Source organism: Mesonia sediminis, assembly GCF_042684705.1.
Taxonomy (GTDB): domain Bacteria; phylum Bacteroidota; class Bacteroidia; order Flavobacteriales; family Flavobacteriaceae; genus Mesonia; species Mesonia sediminis.
On the sequence record NZ_JBHULZ010000041.1, the window covers coordinates 469,040 to 485,758 of the forward strand.

The 16,719-nt window shown below is 35.0% G+C and carries 20 protein-coding genes; 15 read left to right on the top strand and 5 right to left on the bottom strand.

The window, feature by feature from the left end; translation table 11 throughout:
* Window positions 1–6: 6 nt before the first annotated feature.
* The 7 genes from ACFSQ0_RS10175 to ACFSQ0_RS10205 all read left to right on the top strand — a co-directional run bounded on the left by ACFSQ0_RS10175 (window position 7) and on the right by ACFSQ0_RS10205 (window position 4,488).
* The gene (locus tag ACFSQ0_RS10175; protein WP_379047793.1) at window positions 7–420 is read left to right on the top strand and encodes a Na+/H+ antiporter subunit B; all 414 of its coding nucleotides are present in this window, start codon (window positions 7–9) and stop codon (window positions 418–420) included.
* A 1-nt stretch (window position 421) separates the two neighbouring features.
* On the top strand, window positions 422–775 hold the full coding sequence (locus ACFSQ0_RS10180; RefSeq protein ID WP_379047796.1) for a Na+/H+ antiporter subunit C: 354 nt from the start codon (window positions 422–424) through the stop codon (window positions 773–775).
* Window positions 772–2,283, top strand: coding sequence for a proton-conducting transporter transmembrane domain-containing protein (locus ACFSQ0_RS10185; protein ID WP_379047799.1), 1,512 nt, complete (start codon window positions 772–774; stop codon window positions 2,281–2,283). Before ACFSQ0_RS10180 ends, ACFSQ0_RS10185 begins: the two co-directional genes overlap by 4 nt.
* A 2-nt stretch (window positions 2,284–2,285) precedes the next feature.
* Window positions 2,286–2,762, top strand: a complete 477-nt coding sequence (locus ACFSQ0_RS10190; protein WP_379047802.1) for a Na+/H+ antiporter subunit E — start codon at window positions 2,286–2,288, stop codon at window positions 2,760–2,762.
* Window positions 2,759–3,058: a cation:proton antiporter gene (locus ACFSQ0_RS10195; protein ID WP_147862232.1), complete on the top strand. Its 300-nt coding sequence runs from the start codon at window positions 2,759–2,761 to the stop codon at window positions 3,056–3,058. The genes ACFSQ0_RS10190 and ACFSQ0_RS10195 overlap by 4 nt, the downstream gene beginning before the upstream one ends.
* A 2-nt stretch (window positions 3,059–3,060) precedes the next feature.
* Window positions 3,061–3,450 carry a monovalent cation/H(+) antiporter subunit G gene (mnhG, locus tag ACFSQ0_RS10200; RefSeq protein WP_379047806.1) on the top strand — a complete coding sequence of 130 codons (390 nt, stop codon included), beginning with the start codon at window positions 3,061–3,063 and terminating at the stop codon, window positions 3,448–3,450.
* 165 nt (window positions 3,451–3,615) lie between these two features.
* Window positions 3,616–4,488 carry a cupin-like domain-containing protein gene (locus ACFSQ0_RS10205; protein ID WP_379047809.1) on the top strand — a complete coding sequence of 291 codons (873 nt, stop codon included), beginning with the start codon at window positions 3,616–3,618 and terminating at the stop codon, window positions 4,486–4,488.
* Here the strand turns inward: ACFSQ0_RS10205 and ACFSQ0_RS10210 are convergent.
* The 3 genes from ACFSQ0_RS10210 to ACFSQ0_RS10220 form a co-directional block, all read right to left on the bottom strand.
* Window positions 4,481–4,957 carry a regulatory protein RecX gene (locus tag ACFSQ0_RS10210; protein ID WP_370450891.1) on the bottom strand — a complete coding sequence of 159 codons (477 nt, stop codon included), beginning with the start codon at window positions 4,955–4,957 and terminating at the stop codon, window positions 4,481–4,483. The two genes, ACFSQ0_RS10205 and ACFSQ0_RS10210, sit on opposite strands and share 8 nt — an antisense overlap.
* Before the next feature lie 65 nt (window positions 4,958–5,022).
* Window positions 5,023–6,561 carry an Rne/Rng family ribonuclease gene (locus ACFSQ0_RS10215; RefSeq protein ID WP_379047811.1) on the bottom strand — a complete coding sequence of 513 codons (1,539 nt, stop codon included), beginning with the start codon at window positions 6,559–6,561 and terminating at the stop codon, window positions 5,023–5,025.
* 277 nt (window positions 6,562–6,838) lie between these two features.
* Window positions 6,839–7,129 carry an HU family DNA-binding protein gene (locus tag ACFSQ0_RS10220; RefSeq protein WP_147862236.1) on the bottom strand — a complete coding sequence of 97 codons (291 nt, stop codon included), beginning with the start codon at window positions 7,127–7,129 and terminating at the stop codon, window positions 6,839–6,841.
* A gap of 136 nt (window positions 7,130–7,265) precedes the next feature.
* On the opposite strand from ACFSQ0_RS10220, the gene mutY reads away from it, so the two are divergent.
* The 5 genes from mutY to ACFSQ0_RS10245 are packed head-to-tail and all read left to right on the top strand — an operon-like array spanning window position 7,266 to window position 11,706.
* Window positions 7,266–8,333, top strand: a complete 1,068-nt coding sequence (mutY, locus tag ACFSQ0_RS10225; protein WP_379047814.1) for an A/G-specific adenine glycosylase — start codon at window positions 7,266–7,268, stop codon at window positions 8,331–8,333.
* Between the two features lie 40 nt (window positions 8,334–8,373).
* A complete protein-coding gene (locus ACFSQ0_RS10230) occupies window positions 8,374–8,838 on the top strand; it encodes a single-stranded DNA-binding protein (protein ID WP_379047817.1) in 465 nt (154 codons plus the stop codon).
* Between the two features lie 26 nt (window positions 8,839–8,864).
* Window positions 8,865–10,181, top strand: a complete 1,317-nt coding sequence (locus ACFSQ0_RS10235) for a gliding motility-associated protein GldE (protein ID WP_379047820.1) — start codon at window positions 8,865–8,867, stop codon at window positions 10,179–10,181.
* Window positions 10,166–10,744 carry a gliding motility lipoprotein GldD gene (gldD, locus tag ACFSQ0_RS10240; RefSeq protein ID WP_379047823.1) on the top strand — a complete coding sequence of 193 codons (579 nt, stop codon included), beginning with the start codon at window positions 10,166–10,168 and terminating at the stop codon, window positions 10,742–10,744. The genes ACFSQ0_RS10235 and gldD overlap by 16 nt, the downstream gene beginning before the upstream one ends.
* A 47-nt stretch (window positions 10,745–10,791) precedes the next feature.
* Window positions 10,792–11,706 (top strand): DMT family transporter, encoded by a 915-nt coding sequence (locus tag ACFSQ0_RS10245; protein WP_379047826.1) that lies wholly within the window; start codon window positions 10,792–10,794, stop codon window positions 11,704–11,706.
* Window positions 11,707–11,763: 57 nt separating this feature from the next.
* On the opposite strand, the gene ACFSQ0_RS10250 is transcribed toward ACFSQ0_RS10245, so the two are convergent.
* Window positions 11,764–13,833 (bottom strand): M16 family metallopeptidase, encoded by a 2,070-nt coding sequence (locus tag ACFSQ0_RS10250; protein ID WP_379047829.1) that lies wholly within the window; start codon window positions 13,831–13,833, stop codon window positions 11,764–11,766.
* Window positions 13,834–13,840: 7 nt separating this feature from the next.
* Complete coding sequence (locus ACFSQ0_RS10255) at window positions 13,841–15,169, bottom strand: M16 family metallopeptidase (protein WP_147862242.1); 1,329 nt, start codon at window positions 15,167–15,169, stop codon at window positions 13,841–13,843.
* A gap of 173 nt (window positions 15,170–15,342) precedes the next feature.
* Between ACFSQ0_RS10255 and ACFSQ0_RS10260 the strand changes: the two genes are divergently transcribed.
* From ACFSQ0_RS10260 to rpmA, 3 genes are read left to right on the top strand one after another with little or no spacing between them, the layout of a single operon-like run.
* A complete protein-coding gene (locus ACFSQ0_RS10260; RefSeq protein WP_379047832.1) occupies window positions 15,343–15,822 on the top strand; it encodes a DUF4199 domain-containing protein in 480 nt (159 codons plus the stop codon).
* A 48-nt stretch (window positions 15,823–15,870) separates the two neighbouring features.
* On the top strand, window positions 15,871–16,344 hold the full coding sequence (gene rplU / locus ACFSQ0_RS10265) for a 50S ribosomal protein L21 (protein WP_379047835.1): 474 nt from the start codon (window positions 15,871–15,873) through the stop codon (window positions 16,342–16,344).
* A gap of 25 nt (window positions 16,345–16,369) precedes the next feature.
* Window positions 16,370–16,630, top strand: a complete 261-nt coding sequence (gene rpmA, locus ACFSQ0_RS10270) for a 50S ribosomal protein L27 (RefSeq protein WP_379047838.1) — start codon at window positions 16,370–16,372, stop codon at window positions 16,628–16,630.
* Window positions 16,631–16,719 lie beyond the last annotated feature (89 nt).

Here is a 16,719-nt window from a genome sequence, read left to right on the forward strand (position 1 = left end):
AAAGAGATGAGAACCTTAATTTTAAAAACAGCTTCAGATTACCTTTTGCCTATCTTGTTGCTTTTTTCAATATTTATCCTTCTTAGAGGGCATTATTTGCCTGGAGGCGGATTTGTGGGCGGACTAATGGCATCTATTGCTTTTGTTTTACACGCGTTTGCCAACGGACTCAAAGACACAAAAAAATTATTAAAGTTTCATCCAGGATTTTTGATGCCTGCAGGTTTGCTCTTGTCTTTTTTGAGCGGATTGTTACCGGTAATTCTTCAAGATGCAGCTTTTATGACAGGCTTATGGCTGAAGAATCCTATACCAGTTATAGGCAGTATAGGTACAGCGCTCTTTTTTGATGTAGGCGTTTACATTGTTGTTCTAGGAGTTACTTTAACCATAATATTCACCATTTCAGAATCAGCTTAATATGGAGTTTCTTTTAGCTATAATGACAGGAGTTTTATATGCAGCGGGTTTGTATATGATGCTACGAAGAAGTTTAGTAAAACTTATAATTGGGCTTATTATTATTGGTAACGGGGCAAATCTACTTATTTTTTTATTAGGTAGAATCACTAAAGGCGCTCCGCCTATTATTCCAGGAGATACTAAGTTCTTTGCCGATATTTATGCAGATCCTGTTCCGCAAGCCCTTATTTTGACAGCCATTGTTATCAGTTTTGGTTTGCAGTCTTTTGCTATTATATTGGTAAAACGAGCTTACCAAGTAGTTAAAACAGATGATTTAGACGAAATGAATACCATAGAAGAAGAAGTATGACGCAACAATTTTTACTATATCCATTACTTTGGCAATTGTTTTTAAGCATCGTGTTGATGTTTGCTTGGCGCCATATCCAAATACAAAAAATTATAAGTATTGTAGGAAGTGCAATTGGGGTGGGTCTTTCTGTAGCTCTCTTTTATGAGGTTTGGCAAAATGGCACCTTGGTAGTTCAAGCTGCCAGTTGGAAAGCTCCATTTGGAATAAGTTTCGTGGGCGATATGTTAGCGGCTACACTCGTATTGTTAACATCAATAGCTGGGCTCGCGGTATCTAGCTATTCGGCGGCATCACTCATTCCAGCAAGATTGAGATTTGGCTATTTTTCTATTTTCCATTTTTTAATTTTAGGCCTTACAGGAGCATTTTTAACCGGCGATATTTTTAACCTATATGTTTGGTTCGAAATTATTATAATAAGCTCATTTGTTTTAATAACTCTTGGTGGCGAAAAAGCACAAATAGAAGGTGCAGTTAAATATTTTACATTGAACTTTCTGGCTTCGATTATTTTTTTAACCGCAATTGCTGTGCTTTACGGATTAGCAGGATCATTAAACATGGCAGATTTAGCCATATTAATTCCGCAAATTGAGAACAGGGGTCTTGTAGAAGTGGCTGCGATTCTATTTTTGGTGGCTTTCGGAATCAAATCGGCTGTTTTTCCACTGTATTTTTGGCTTCCAGCTTCTTACCATACGCCTCCATCTGCTATTGCTGCTATTTTTGGAGGTTTACTCACAAAAGTGGGCGTTTATGCACTGATTCGCTTTTTTAGCCTAATGTTTGTAGAAGATGTACTGCTTGATCAAATTTTAATGGTAATCGCTATACTTACACTAATAAGCGGAGGTCTAGGCGCTATGGTGCAAACTAACGTACGAAAGGTATTTTCTTACTTGATTATTTGCCATATAGGATTTATGATCGCCGGTTTGGGAATGTTTACAGAATTGGCTATAGCGGGGGCCGTGTTTTACCTAATTCACGATATCGTGGTTAAAACCAATCTGTTTATGATTAGCGGTTTAATTTACCGAATCAAAGGGAGCAATAAGTTTAAAGAGTTAGGCGGTATTTATAAAGAATATCCAAAATTAAGCTTAATGATGATAATTCCCATGTTTTCGCTTATCGGAATTCCTCCTTTGTCTGGTTTTTGGCCAAAGGTAAGCTTGATTATTGCTAGTTTTGATACTAAGAGTTACTTTATTTTGGGCGCAGTTATTTTTGCAAGCTTTATAACCTTGGTGGTGGTTGCTAAGTTGTGGGCTGAAGTGTTTTGGAAAGAACCCGATAAATTTCCCAAAAAGAAACATTTTTTGTATTTTAAAAAAATGACCCTTACTAAGAGGTTACAAATGATTTTGCCGATACTCATGTTAACAGGAGTTTCTTTATATTTAGGTTTTGGAGCTGAAAACATACAGCAATTATCCATTCGTATTACGGGTGAATTAATGAATACAGAGCATTACATCAAAGCGGTTTTGCCAAATAATTAATTATGAAAAATAGATTCTTATCTAACATATTACTTACCTTTATTTGGGTAGCCATTACTGGAGATTTTAATTTCGCTAATTACGTATTTGGTTTTGTTCTAAGCTTTGTGGTGTTATATGTAATTACCCGAGGTAAAGGTGATGCCAAGTATTTTAAAATCATCCCGAAATTAATATCATTTATATTCTTTTTTTTATACGAATTGCTAAAAGCTAATTTACAGGTCGCTTATGATGTGGTTACTCCAACTTTTTATATGCAACCCGCAATTGTTCAAGTACCCTTAGATGCCGAAACAGAGTTAGAAATAGCCCTATTGGCTAATTTGATTACTCTAACACCGGGCACGTTGAGTTTAGATGTGAGTGATGACCGAAAAGTTTTGTACGTGCACGCCATGTACATGGAAAACAAAGAAGATTTTGTAAGAGATATTAAAAATGGTTTTGAAAGACGTTTATTAGAGATTTTAAGATGACAGTAGAAGAATATTTATATTATATCATATTGCCCATTCTGGCCATTTCGGTACTATTGGTTTTTATTCGCTTTGTTATGGGGCCAAGAATAGTAGATCGGGTAGTAGCATTAGATTTATTAATTACAATTGGTATAACCATTATTGCTGTTTACAGTATTGTTTACGACCAATCTACGTTTTTAGATATCGCAATGATATTAGGGCTTATCGCGTTTTTAAGTACTGTGGCTTTTTCGTATTATCTAGAAAAAAGCAATAAAGCAAACCTGAATAAAGCTCAGAAAAATAAATAAATATGACAGATGCACTCATAATCGGTTTTTCAACATTAGGCGCAGTATTTATTTTCTTGGCTGCAGTAGGGTTCTTACGTATGCCAGATACTTACCTTCGTATATCGGTAACCACAAAAGCTGTTACGCTTGGGGTAGGATTAATACTTGTCGCTGCTGCCATTTATTTTGATAACTTATCGGTTACTTCACGGGTTCTGGCTATTATTCTATTTATTATCTTAACAGCACCGGTAGGAGCTCACTTAATTGGTAGAGCAAGTTATTTACTAGAAATGCCTTTATGGAAAAAAACAAAGAAAGACGAGCTTAAGGGGAAATACAAGCGTATTACACACCACTTAAGTAGTGAAGAAGAATGCCTAGAGCCCCAAAATGAAGAGGAAAATTGATTTTTTAGTCGAAAAAAGTTCAAACAAACCGATAAAAAGTGGAAGAATTTTGTATTTTTGATTTAGCTAATTAATTTAGTTTTTGTAAATTAGGATATTGGGGTAACCTGATTTAACATGTAAGCCTTGGTTCTACCAAGGCTTTTTATTTTAAAGCTACACCTTATGCAAAAACTGAATTTACAATCTATTGAGCGGGTTCAAGATATTAGCCCAAAATCTTTTAAAGAAAACTACCTGAAGCCACAGAAACCCGTTGTCATAGAAAAAGGAATCACCGATTGGCCAGCCTACCAAAAATGGAATTTAGATTATATGGTAGAGCAGGCTGGAGAAAAAGTTGTCCCGCTATATGATGATCGACCAGTACGCCATGATGAAGGCTTTAATGAGCCGCACGCTCGTATGAAGCTAAATGAATATGTAGATTTATTAAAAAATGAGCCTACCAAATACAGGATCTTTTTATGGAATATTCTTAAAGAAGCTCCAAGTCTTCAAAATGATTTTAAGTATCCAAATTTTGGGATTAGATTTCTTAAAACATTACCGATGTTATTTTTTGGAGGAAAAGATTCTTACACCTTTATGCATTATGATATCGATTTGGCCAATATTTTTCACTTTCATTTTCATGGAGAGAAGGAAGTGATTTTGTTTGACCAAAAACAAAATGATTATTTATATAAGATTCCTCATTCTCTAATAGTAAGAGAAGATATCGATTTTAGTAATCCAGATTTTGAAAAATGGCCTGCATTAGCTAAAGCAAGGGGTTTTAAAGCTAGTTTAAAGCATGGGGAGATGCTTTATATGCCAGAAGGATATTGGCACTATATGCGTTATGTTACTCCTGGTTTTTCTATGAGTCTAAGATCAATTCCGCGAAAGCCTAAAAACCTAGCAAAGGCAATTTACAATATTTTTATTATGCGTAATTACGATAATTTTATGCGCAAATGGAAAGGCCAAGATTGGATTAACTATAAAAATAGGGAGGCCAAAAAAAGAACAGAACTTAAATTGAAAACTACTTGATATCACCCTGATTTTGAATTTGCTCATACACCAGATGGGTCTCCCAACCTCTATAAAGAAAGTAATTCATTACTTTTTTCTTTTTATTTGCTAGATTAGATTCTGCGGTAGCATTCCATTTTTTTTCAACAAGACGGCTTAACTTTGCTAAATACTCAGATTCGTCGATTTGATTTAAGCTTGTTTTAATATTTATAGCACTAATCTCTCTACGTTTCAGCTCATTAATAATTCTTTTTTTGCCCCAGTTTTTTTGATTGAACTTGCTAATGGTAAATATTTTAGCAAAGCGTTCTTCATTTAAAAAGTCTTGTTGAATCAATTCGACTATAATGTGCTCTTTTGCCAGTGGAATTATATGGAGTTCATCTAATTTTTTATTAACTTCTTGATGACATCGCTCTTGGTAAGCGCAATAACGCATGAGTTTAATCTTTGCTTCCTCAACGGTAAATGATTTCTTTTTCACGATTCTATTTTCTTTGCGTTATAAAAATAAAAAAAGCCCGAGAAAATAAAACTCGGGCTTTAATTTTAGGAAATAATTTCACCATTTTTGTCGTGAAAATGATATTCCAGATACGTGTAAGCGTCTCTAGGTAATATTTTAACCCATCGCTTGTGATCAAAAAACCACTTGCTTCTGGGTGATGGAATACCTTTAGTTAAAAAGGCGGCAATAAAAGGGTGTGCGCTTAAAGATAAGTTTTTGTGCCCTTTTTTAATATGTTTTTGAAGGTCGGCATTTATTTTATTAATAACCACAATAGGAGCTTCTATTTCTCCATTTCCGTTAGGATTTTCTTCGCGGGTTTTAATATTCATTTCCGGCCTTACCCGTTGTCTTGTAATTTGTACCAGTCCAAATTTTGTTGGGGGTAAAATTTTGTGTTTTGCCCGATCATCGCTCATCTCATCACGCATGTGATTGTAGAGCGTTTTACGATTTTCGGCGTTACTCATGTCAATAAAATCTACCACTATAATACCTCCCATATCGCGTAATCTTAATTGGCGAGCTACTTCTGTAGCGCTTATAAGATTTACCTCTAGTGCGGTATCTTCTTGGGTTTTTGCTTTGTTGCTTCGGTTACCGCTGTTCACGTCTATAACGTGCATGGCCTCTGTATGCTCTATTACAAGATAAGCTCCTTTACTCATAGAAACAGTTTTACCAAAAGCAGATTTTATTTGTCTTTCAATACCATATTTTTCAAAAATAGGAACGTTAGACTGGTATAACTTAACAATAGACTCTTTTTGTGGGGAGATTTTTCCCACGTAATTTTTTAATTGTGTATAAAGGGTTTCTTCATCGGTAACAATAGCGGTAAAGGAGTCGTTGAACATATCTCTTAAAATGGAAGAAGCTCTACTTAACTCGCCTAATACTTTTGTAGGATGCTGGGCTTTATACAATTTTTTACACATGCCAGTCCATCGATTTACTAAATTTTGCAAATCGCGGTCTAGTTCTGCTACTTTTTTGCCTTCTGCTACAGTTCGTACAATTACCCCAAAGCCTTTTGGTCTTATACTTTTTACCAATCGCTTTAAGCGATCTCTCTCCTCTTTATCTTCAATCTTTTGTGAGATAGAGATGCGATTTGAGAAAGGTACTAGTACAATGTACCTTCCTGCGAAAGAAAGTTCACTGCTTATCCTAGGACCTTTGGTAGAAATGGGTTCTTTAACTATTTGTACCAGTATAGACTGATTTGATTTAAGAACATCAGTAATACTGCCGTCTTTATCAATATCTTTCTCAAAAGGATAATCCTTTAAAGAAAAGTCTTTTTGTTTACCTGTGCTTACACGTTTTACGAATTTTAATAAAGTAGATACTTGTGGGCCAAGGTCATGATAGTGTAAAAAACCATCTTTCTCATAGCCTACATTAACGAAGGCTGCGTTTAAACCTGGCACAGCTTTTCTAATCTTAGCAATAAATATATCACCTACAGAAAAGTTGCTGTCATCTTTTTCTTTATGTAATTCAATTAGTTTTCCATCTTTTAGTAAGGCAAAATCAACAGCATCGGAATTTGATCTGATAATTAATTCTCTATCCATAATTCCAGCTTAATAGATTTATTATCCGTATATAAATATACAGATGGATTAAACAATTTTACTCACAGGTTATGTAAATAAATAAATTGAAACCTTTTTTTAAAGGCTTCTTTGTCAATGAACGTTTGAACAAAAAGAAGTAGTACTAAACTACTTCTTTTTCTTATGACGGTTAGCTCTTCTTCTCTTCTTACGCTTGTGCGTCGCTACCTTATGTCTTTTTCTTTTTTTACCACTTGGCATAAAAATATGTTTTTAGATTAATAAATGATTTTCGTTACTTTACTTCTACATTGGTTTTTACACCTTCTACAAATACTTTTGCAGGTTTAAATGCAGGTATATTGTGTGCAGGAATTTTTATAGTTGTATTCTTAGATATATTTCTCCCTGTCTTTTCTGCTCTTGTTTTTATGATAAAGCTACCAAAGCCTCTTAGATATACATTGTCACCGTTCTCTAAAGATTCTTTTACCTCTTGCATAAAAGTTTCAATAGTCGCTTGTACGTCCGCCTTTTCCATACCTAATTTATCTGAAATATTCGCTACAAGATCTGCTTTCGTCATCGTTAAGTTATTTTAAAATATGGGTTAATATTTTCGAGGATGCAAATATACTAATTTAATTATCAATAAGTCAAGCATTAAATCGTTATTTAGTATTCAATCTATTCTATTAAATTTGCGAATTCAAATTTTGTCTATGCAGTTTTCTGAAAAATTAATTGACTGGTATTCAATTAATCTACGTGACCTCCCCTGGAGAGCTACTCAAGATCCTTATAAAATATGGTTAAGCGAAATCGTGTTGCAGCAAACCCGTGTAGTGCAAGGTTTGCCTTATTACCTTCGATTTTTAAAGCATTTCCCTACAGTTTTTGACTTGGCATCAGCGAAAGAAGACGAGGTTTTAAAGCTTTGGCAAGGCTTGGGATATTATTCTCGCGCTAGAAACCTTCATGCAACGGCAAAATTCATTGCTAAAGAAAAAAACGGAATTTTTCCGCAAACGGCTAAAGCATTAAAAAAACTTAAAGGCGTGGGAGAGTATACGGCTCATGCTATAGCTTCATTTTGCTTTCATGAGCCTGTCGCCGTTCTAGACGGAAATGTCTTTAGAGTGCTGAGCAGGGTTTTTGGAGTAAATGACGAAATTGATACTCCCGCCGGGAAAAGGATTTTCAATGATTTGGCTCAAAAATTACTCGATAAAGAAAAACCAGATTTGTATAATCAAGCCATTATGGAGTTTGGTGCATTGCAGTGTACACCTAAGAATCCAGATTGTACTATCTGTCCATTTTCCAAGAATTGTGTAGCATATCAAAATCAATTAATAGCAGACTTACCTCGTAAAAAGAAAAAGGTAAAGGTTAAACAAGAACATATAAACTATTTGGTATTGGTAGATCAAAAGGGAAATACTTTTATGAAGCAAAGAACTCAGAAGGGTATTTGGCGTAATTTATTTGAGTTTCCTAGACTAGAAAGTGAATTTGTTAATGGCGTTTCTGAGGGACTAAATGAAACTATTAAGTTGAAATCTCTCGAAAGCCATAAGGTAGAAATAATACCGTTTTATCCTCAACCGGTAAAGCATTTATTATCGCATCGTAAGTTATTTATTCAATTTTACATTGGTAAAGTTACAGACTATTCTGCATTTCCATCGCTATCAAAAAAGTACCATATTGTCCAAAACATTCATACCTTTGCGGTTCCAGTAGTAATTGAAAGATTTATTGAGGCAAGCGATTTTTTCAACTCGTAGTTTTTTTTTACATTTACTACTATAATCAATAAGTAAAACCATGTCAGGAACCTTAAATAAAGTAATGCTTATAGGGCATACAGGAGATGAAGTTAAGATGCACTATTTTGAAGGGGGTGGCTGCATAGGTAGATTTCCTTTGGCTACCAATGAAGAATACCTAAATAAGTCAACTGGAGAGCGAGTAAGCAATACAGAGTGGCATAATATCGTGGTGCGTAATAAAGGAGCCGAAATTTGTGAGAAATACCTTAAAAAAGGAGATAAAGTTTATATAGAAGGTAGAATTAAAACCCGAAAATGGGTAGATGATAAGAACCAAGAGCGGTACAGTACAGAGGTACAATGCACAGATTTTACTTTTCTTACACCTAAATCGGCGAGTAATCAAAACCAAGATGCTAGTTTAGGTGCGGCAAATGAGGCTAAACCGCAGACGCCAAACCCCAACACAAGCCACGCTGGATCGGTAGATACCGAAGACCACGATGACTTGCCTTTTTAATTCTTGTTTAATTAATCTTTTAAGACTTGGACCCCGACCCTTCCAGTTTGTTGCTTTTTTATAGTTTAGGATATTTTGAAGCCTTGGGTATTTTTGGGCTTTTTGTTCTGTTAATTTTTTCGGCCTTAATATCTGGTTCCGAAGTTGCTTTGTTTTCTTTAAAGCCTTCAGATTTTGAGGTAGATCAGGGATCAATTCCGGCAAAACAGCAAATATTAATACGATTATTAGACAGACCCAAGCGTTTATTAGCTACTATTTTGGTTGCTAATAATTTTGTAAATATTGCTATTGTACTGCTTTTTGATCAACTGGGAGAGCAATTATTACATCAGTTAAACACAAGTATACTAGGACTTAATTTACGTTTTCTGGTTGAAGTGGTAGTGGTAACTTTTTTAATTCTATTGTTTGGTGAAATCCTTCCTAAAATATATGCTAATCGTAATCGTTTACAGTTTTCATTGTTTATGGCCTATCCTTTAGCGTTCCTAGATAAGCTCTTTTTGGTGTTTAGTATGCCCATGCGTTTTGTTACTTTACGGATTCATGAACGTTTAGGGAAGCAAAAGTCTAGCTTAAGCGTAGATCAATTGTCTCAAGCTTTAGAGTTAACCAATGCAGAGGATACTACCCAAGAGGAGCAAAAAATCTTACAAGGTATTGTCTCATTCGGTAATACCGTAGCCAAACAGGTAATGAAAAATAGGATGGATGTTTTTGCGCTTAATAAAGAGCAATCTTTCAAAGAGGTGGTTGATGAGATTATCGAAAATGGCTACTCGAGGATACCGGTATACGAAGATAATATAGACCAAATTTTAGGTATTCTTTACATTAAGGACTTGTTACCTTTTTTAGAAGAGCGAGACTTTAAATGGCAAAACCTAATCCGCGAAGCTTTTTTTGTTCCAGAAAATAAAAAACTAGATGATTTATTGAATGATTTTAAGCAGAAGAAAAATCACCTCGCCATTGTTGTAGACGAATATGGAGGGACGAGTGGAATTATATCTCTTGAAGATATCATTGAGGAAATTGTGGGCGATATTAGCGATGAATTTGATGATGAAGATTTAATTTATTCTAAATTAGACGAAAATACTTATGTTTTTGAAGGTAAAACTACCCTAAAAGATTTTTATAAAATAATTGACCTTGATGAGGTAGAGCTAATTGAACAAAAAAAGGGGGAGGCAGAAACTTTAGCTGGTTTTTTACTTGAAATATCGGGAGAGTTTCCCAAGCGCAACACCAAAATAGAAATTGGGCACCTTACTTTTATTGTTGAAATTGTAGATAAAAAAAGAATTAAACAGGTGAAATTATGTATAGGAGCATAAAAATTTTAAAATACTTATTGGTGGTTGTATTGCTTTTATTTTCTTGTGAAGAAACAAACACTCCTAAACCCGGTGGTTACTTGGCACTTACTTACCCAGAACCAACCTATAGTATGCGTGAATTTTTAGCTTGCCCTTATGCTTTTGAAATTAATCAAATAGCCAAGATTCAACCAGCAAAAGCAAAGCAAAACTGTTGGTACAATATAGAATACCCTACTTTAAACGCTACTTTATTTTTAAGTTACAGGCCAGTAAATAAGGACAATTTAAGAGATTTGTTAGTCGATGCTCAGCGTCTTCCTTTAGAGCATACAATTAAGGCAGATGAAATTGAGGGCGATACCTATGTAAATAATAAAAGAAAAGTATATGGTACTTTTTATGAAGTAAAGGGAGATGCCGCCTCTCAAGCTCAATTTTATGTAACCGATAGTGTAAATCACTTCCTAACTGGTTCACTTTACTTTAAAACAAAACCTAATTTTGATAGCATTCAACCAGCAGCCGCTTATCTTAAAAAAGATATGAAGCGTTTGCTTGAGTCATTACAATGGCGTTAATTTATCTCTGATGTAATTTTTTTTGCTTTCTTTTGCAAAAAAAAGAAATGCAGCAATCGGTGCTTAAATGGGTTTACTTATTCGCCCTTTCCTTGGTATGGGGAAGTTCTTTCATACTTATAAAAAAAGGTTTGGTTGGTTTAACTCCCTTGCAATTGGGGTCTTTACGTATTTGTTTGGCCGCTTTATTTTTAATGATTATCGGCGCTAGAAGTCTTAAAAAAATTCCGAAGGCTTCCTGGCGTTATATTATTCTATCGTCATTTCTTGGAAGTTTTTTTCCTGCTTATTTATTCGCTTTTGCCGAATTAGAGGTAGATAGTGCTGTGGTATCTATTCTTAACTCAACGGTTCCTATTTTAGCAATAATTGTAGGAAGTTTATTCTTTTCTCAAAAAGCCAGTAAAAAGCAGACGATAGGGGTGATAATTGGCTTAATAGGTAGTATTACACTCATAGGGAGTGGCGCAACAACTAATCAAGATCAGAATTATTGGTTCGCTTTGTTGCCTTTGATTGCCACGACGATGTATGCTTTTAATGTTCATATTATCAAAACCTATCTTCAGGATATATCCGCTTTAAGCATCACAGTGGGTTGTTTTATAGTTTTGTTTTTTCCGGCGCTTTTTTATTTGCTTTTCAGCGGATTTTTTACAACTAGATTGCTTAATGATCCCATTGTATATGAATCTATGGGTTATATAGCGATTTTAGCGATTGTAGGCACTGGTGTTGCTAAAATATTATTCAATAGATTGGTGCAGCTTTCTAGCCCGGTTTTTACCACATCGGTTACTTATTTAATTCCTGTAGTGGCTTTATTCTGGGGTTTTTTAGATGGTGAAAAGTTTGGTTGGATGCAAGCTTTTGGCGGTTTTGTGGTGCTTATTGGAGTTTTTTACGCTAACAAAAGAAAAGCAAGAAAATCTTACAAGCAAGTCAATCAAATCAATACATAAAAAAAGGTCTGATTCTTCTTTGAAAACCAGACCTTTTAAAGATTTATCGCATTTAGATTATTCGAAATCTTTGCTGCTTACTCCTTTATTAATAGTAACATTGTTCATGTTAATATCTAAATTTTGAGGTCCCATGCTCATTGTCATGGAGTGTGGAATTTTAACTCCATTTACCTCTTTGTAGTTCCCGTAACCAACTGTATTGCTAACGGTTTGTCCCATTTGTTCTGCGGTTGTAACCGACTGGATTTTAAGACCAGTTTCTACACTGTAAAAATCTTGCGTGTTTTCGGTAGTTTGAACCACGTAAGCTTTTTTACCATCAACCATTTCAATACCTGTTAATTTGGCATCGGCAGGTACGTTTAATTCAGGGAATAATCCTCCAGATTTTTTGGCATCCTTGATTTGTTCTGGGGTAAAGTCGATTTTTTGACCCTGAGCCATCACGTATCCAGTTTCACCATCAAAAACTTCTTTACTCATTGTCATTCCATTCATACTTACCACTCTAGCATATTCACCTTTCTGGGTGCTTTTGATGTTAAAGTTAAGTGTCATCCCTTGAATTTTTCCTTCGCCTTCCATGGCTAGGCTTTTAACATCCTTAAGTTTTTCTTTTCCACCAATAGCTTTTAGATAGTCGTTGTAAACAGTTTCAACGTTTACACCTTCTGGAAGCGCTATTTTGTAAACAGGGCGATCTACCTTATTACCTTCTTTGTCGAAATAAAAGACTGGAACTTTTTTACCATTTAAGTGGATGTTTTCTAAACTTTCTAAAATTTCTGAACCTTTACCTGCTACTACAATTTGCATCTTATCAGTTTTGTAGTATTTATTAGCAACACGTAAAATATCTTCTGGGGTTACTGCATTGATTTTTTCTAAAAAAGTCACGTAGAAATCCTCAGGTAAATCATTGGTTTCGATATTTAGTGCATAATTAGCAACGGTTGAAGGACTTTCTAAGCGCATTACAAAATCTCCTGCAAATTGACTTTTAGCATTATTTAAATCCCCAAAAGAAACCGGTTCTGTTTTTATACGGTTAAATTCTTTAAACGATTCTACAATAGCACTATCGGTAACTGCATTTCTTACGCTGGTTGATGCTACAAAACGGCTTGCATACTTGTCTGAACCTGTACTTGTTCTGGCTCCGTATGTCCAACCGTGTTCTTCACGTAAGTTCATGTTCAAGTAACTTCCAAATGCACCTCCTAAAATTTGGTTGGCTAATAAGACAGGGAAATAATCTTCATCTGCCATTTTTAAGTCAATAGCATTCTGTATACGCAACTCGCTTTGTACGGCATTGGGTACATCTATAAAGTTAACTTGAGTGTATTGTACTGTAGGTAAATTAGGAAGCGCTGCCGCTGGAGGCGTGTCTGCCTGCCAAGATTTGAAATTCTTCTTAACTAATTTCTTAACTTCTTTGGTTTTGATATCACCTACAACCACCAAGTATGCATTTTTCGGTGATATGTAATTTTGGTAATATTTCTTTACATCGTTTAAAGTTACATTTTCTACAGACTCCTCTGTGGCAAATTCCCCGTAAGGGTGATTTTTACCATATACTAAAGCAGAAGAAACGTTGCTAGCAATAGCTCCAGCGCTTTTGGCACTAGATTTTATACCTTCGATTAATTTTGCTTTTTCAGCATCAAATTCTTCTTGGGTGAATTTTGGCATTAGTAAGCCTTCTGCCATAAGCCCAAATACTTCTGGGAAGAATTTAGATAATGAGGCTGCGCTAGCGCTAGAAGTTCCGTATCCTACTCTAGCTCCTAAAAAGTCAATACGCTCATTGAACGCGTCTTTGCTTGTGTTTTGCGTTCCAGTACCCATAAGTGCACTAAATAGAGCTTTAACGCCTTCTTTGTTACCTTCTGAATGTGGTTTGTTATCAATGATTAATGTGGCGCTTACCCTTGGTAACTTGTGATTTTCAACCACCAATACCTTTAGGCCATTTTTAAGCGTAAAAGTATCTGGTTGTCCTAAGTTGATTTTTGGGGCTGGCCCGGGCTGAGGTTGTTTAGATCGATCTATTTGTGCGTGTGCTCCAAAGAGAGAAACACATAAAAATAGAATGGTAAATATTTTAAATTTATTCATGTTGTTTTTATTTAGCGTCTTCTGGTGTTGGTAAATAATCTAAATCAAGTCTTTGATTTTTGTTCAAGTACTTTTTAGCTACTTCTCTTATTTCTTCGCGTGTTATACTTCTATAGATGTCAATTTCTTCATTGATTAGATCTACGTCGCCGTATAACGTATGATAGGTAGCTAAAGAAGAGGCAATACCCTGAATGTTGCTGTTAGAGTTTACAAATCTATTTTCAAATTTATTTTGAAGTTTTTGATACTCCTTTTCGCTGATCAATTCGTTTTGTAGCTTCTCAATTTCCTCATCTATCGATTTTCCTAGCTGCTCAAGTGGCGTGTCACCCATTGCTAGAGCACCCATCACATAAGTTCCATAATCTTCTTGCGACCTAGGAAAGGCTAATACCTGTAATGCTTCTTTATTTTCGTCAACCATTTTCTTATACATTCTAGAACTTTTACCATCGGTTAAAATAGAAGATATCATGTCTAAAACATAGGCGTCTCTATCTTTCATTGAAGGTGTTCTGTACACATAAAGCTTGGCAGGAATCTGAATGTTATCATCATATTCGGTTGCTTTAATAGTTGAAGTAATAGGATCTTCTTTGACATTTACTCGTTCAACCTCTGGCTTAGCTTCAATTGGGCCAAAATATTGCTCGATTAACTTTTTAGTGTTAGCTTCTTCAAAATCACCGGCTACCACTAAAGTCGCATTATTGGGACCGTAATACTTTTCAAAAAATGCTTTAAACTCATCTAATTGAGCAGCATCTAAATCCTCCATCGTTCCGATAACAGAATTTTTGTACGGATGTTTTTCAAACATATAAGGTGAGATTCCAGTGTTATAAAGAATCTTACCGTAAGGAGCGTTATCTATTCGTGATCTTTTCTCCTCTTTAACTACTTCGTTTTGAGTGTCTACGCCGATTTGGTTGATAACTGGGTGTAACATACGCTCTGACTCCATCCATAACCCGAGTTCTAAATTGTTTGAAGGGAAGGTCTCGTAGTAATAAGTTCTATCTTGCGTGGTGTTTGCGTTGTTTCGACCACCGTTGGCTGCTACAATATTAAACCATTCGCCACGTGGAATATTTTCGGTACCTTCAAAAAGTAGGTGTTCAAAAAAGTGTGCAAATCCCGAGCGTCCTTCTTCTTCATCCTTAGCTCCTACGTGATACATCACTGCCACAGTAACAACAGGAGCAGTATTATCTTGATGTAAAATTACATCAAGACCGTTGTCTAGGGTGTACTTGCTAAATTCAACTTGTTGAGCAAAAGCTCCAAAAGTCAAAAGTAACGAACACACCGTTAAGCTGATTTTTTTAATCATGTTTTATTTGTTTAGTTATTTATTAAATAAGACTCCAAAAATACAAATTTGTTACAAAAATAGGTTGTAATTTTCAATTAGCTGAAAATTACCGGATTAAGTTAAATTTAACAAGAACTTAATTAATAACTTATTCCTTTTTAATTAAATTTAGTGAAACAAAAATTATGATTATGAGAAAACAAAATATTCCTATAATTTACGGCTTTGGGATAGCTGTAATGCTAAGTGCTTATTTTCTAATCCTAGCTCTTTTCGGGTTGCATGTTTACCCGGCTTTTAGTTTTTTTAATGCGGTGATTACTAGTGCTGGTATTTTTCTTTGTATTCGAGCTTACAAGCGCAATATCGAATCTGAATTTAATTATCAAGATGGTTTTACTGCAGGTATAACTTCGGGATTCATCGCCAGTATTCTGTTTACTTTATTTTTTGGTGTGTATGCTACGCATTTGCAGCCTGACTTTTTAGAACTAATGGATATAAAATTGATTAATAATTTTGCACTGCTTTTATTCATTGTAGCGATAATGGGTTTTGCTACGACTTTAGTAGTTACCTTAACTTTTATGCAGTTGTTTAAAAACTCATGGAATGCGAAGAAACATCCTGTAAACGAGTATAAAAAAAATCATGAGCATATTGTGAATTAGAAAAATAGACGTATATTTGCATCCGTTTTAATTAAATAAATTTACGCTATGTACGCAATTGTAGAGATAGCAGGGCAGCAATTTAAGGTTGCAAAAGACCAAAAAGTGTTTGTTCACCGTATAGCAGGAGAAGAGGGAGACGAGATCTCTTTCGATAAAGTTCTTTTAGCTGGTAATGGTGATGATATTACTGTTGGCGCCCCGGCTATAGAAGGAGCTCTTGTTGGAGCCAAGATTACTAGACATCTTAAAGGAGATAAAGTAATTGTATTCAAAAAGAAGCGAAGAAAAGGTTATCGTGTGAAAAATGGTCACCGTCAGGCATTGACAGAGATCGTTATTAACGATATTTCGCTTAAAGGAGGTAAAAAGGCAGAGGCTAAAGCCGAATCAAAATCTAAAGAAGATAAAGATTTAAGTAGTTACACAGTAGCTGAGCTTAAAGAAATGGCCAAAGAAAAAGGTCTTGAAGGTTACTCTTCTTTAAAGAAAGCTGAGCTTATTGAAGCTTTAAGCAAATAAGTATTAATTTTAAAATTTACGTAAAATGGCACATAAAAAAGGAGTAGGTAGTTCGAAGAACGGTAGAGAGTCAGAATCGAAACGTCTTGGAGTTAAAATCTTTGGAGGGCAGGCAGCTGTTGCTGGTAATATTATCGTTAGACAACGCGGTACGGCACACAATCCTGGTGAAAACGTTTATGCAGGTAAAGATCATACTTTACATGCAAAAATTGATGGTATTGTTAAATTTACGAAGAAGAAAAACAATAAATCATATGTTTCTATAGAGCCTTTTGAAGCTTAGAAATATATCGTGAATAAATTTAGAAAACCTCTAACCTAGTGTTAGAGGTTTTTTTTGTTATATTTTTTTTAAAATGCCTAGAGGTAGCG

Coding starts and splice junctions, on each gene's coding strand:
- ACFSQ0_RS10175 (WP_379047793.1), top strand. CDS start 7: ATGAGAACCTTAATTTTAAAAACAGCTTCAGATTACCTTTTGCCTATC.
- ACFSQ0_RS10180 (WP_379047796.1), top strand. CDS start 422: ATGGAGTTTCTTTTAGCTATAATGACAGGAGTTTTATATGCAGCGGGT.
- ACFSQ0_RS10185 (WP_379047799.1), top strand. CDS start 772: ATGACGCAACAATTTTTACTATATCCATTACTTTGGCAATTGTTTTTA.
- ACFSQ0_RS10190 (WP_379047802.1), top strand. CDS start 2,286: ATGAAAAATAGATTCTTATCTAACATATTACTTACCTTTATTTGGGTA.
- ACFSQ0_RS10195 (WP_147862232.1), top strand. CDS start 2,759: ATGACAGTAGAAGAATATTTATATTATATCATATTGCCCATTCTGGCC.
- mnhG (WP_379047806.1), top strand. CDS start 3,061: ATGACAGATGCACTCATAATCGGTTTTTCAACATTAGGCGCAGTATTT.
- ACFSQ0_RS10205 (WP_379047809.1), top strand. CDS start 3,616: ATGCAAAAACTGAATTTACAATCTATTGAGCGGGTTCAAGATATTAGC.
- ACFSQ0_RS10215 (WP_379047811.1), bottom strand. CDS start 6,561: ATGGATAGAGAATTAATTATCAGATCAAATTCCGATGCTGTTGATTTT.
- ACFSQ0_RS10220 (WP_147862236.1), bottom strand. CDS start 7,129: ATGACGAAAGCAGATCTTGTAGCGAATATTTCAGATAAATTAGGTATG.
- mutY (WP_379047814.1), top strand. CDS start 7,266: ATGCAGTTTTCTGAAAAATTAATTGACTGGTATTCAATTAATCTACGT.
- ACFSQ0_RS10230 (WP_379047817.1), top strand. CDS start 8,374: ATGTCAGGAACCTTAAATAAAGTAATGCTTATAGGGCATACAGGAGAT.
- gldD (WP_379047823.1), top strand. CDS start 10,166: ATGTATAGGAGCATAAAAATTTTAAAATACTTATTGGTGGTTGTATTG.
- ACFSQ0_RS10245 (WP_379047826.1), top strand. CDS start 10,792: ATGCAGCAATCGGTGCTTAAATGGGTTTACTTATTCGCCCTTTCCTTG.
- ACFSQ0_RS10250 (WP_379047829.1), bottom strand. CDS start 13,833: ATGAATAAATTTAAAATATTTACCATTCTATTTTTATGTGTTTCTCTC.
- ACFSQ0_RS10255 (WP_147862242.1), bottom strand. CDS start 15,169: ATGATTAAAAAAATCAGCTTAACGGTGTGTTCGTTACTTTTGACTTTT.
- ACFSQ0_RS10260 (WP_379047832.1), top strand. CDS start 15,343: ATGAGAAAACAAAATATTCCTATAATTTACGGCTTTGGGATAGCTGTA.
- rplU (WP_379047835.1), top strand. CDS start 15,871: ATGTACGCAATTGTAGAGATAGCAGGGCAGCAATTTAAGGTTGCAAAA.
- rpmA (WP_379047838.1), top strand. CDS start 16,370: ATGGCACATAAAAAAGGAGTAGGTAGTTCGAAGAACGGTAGAGAGTCA.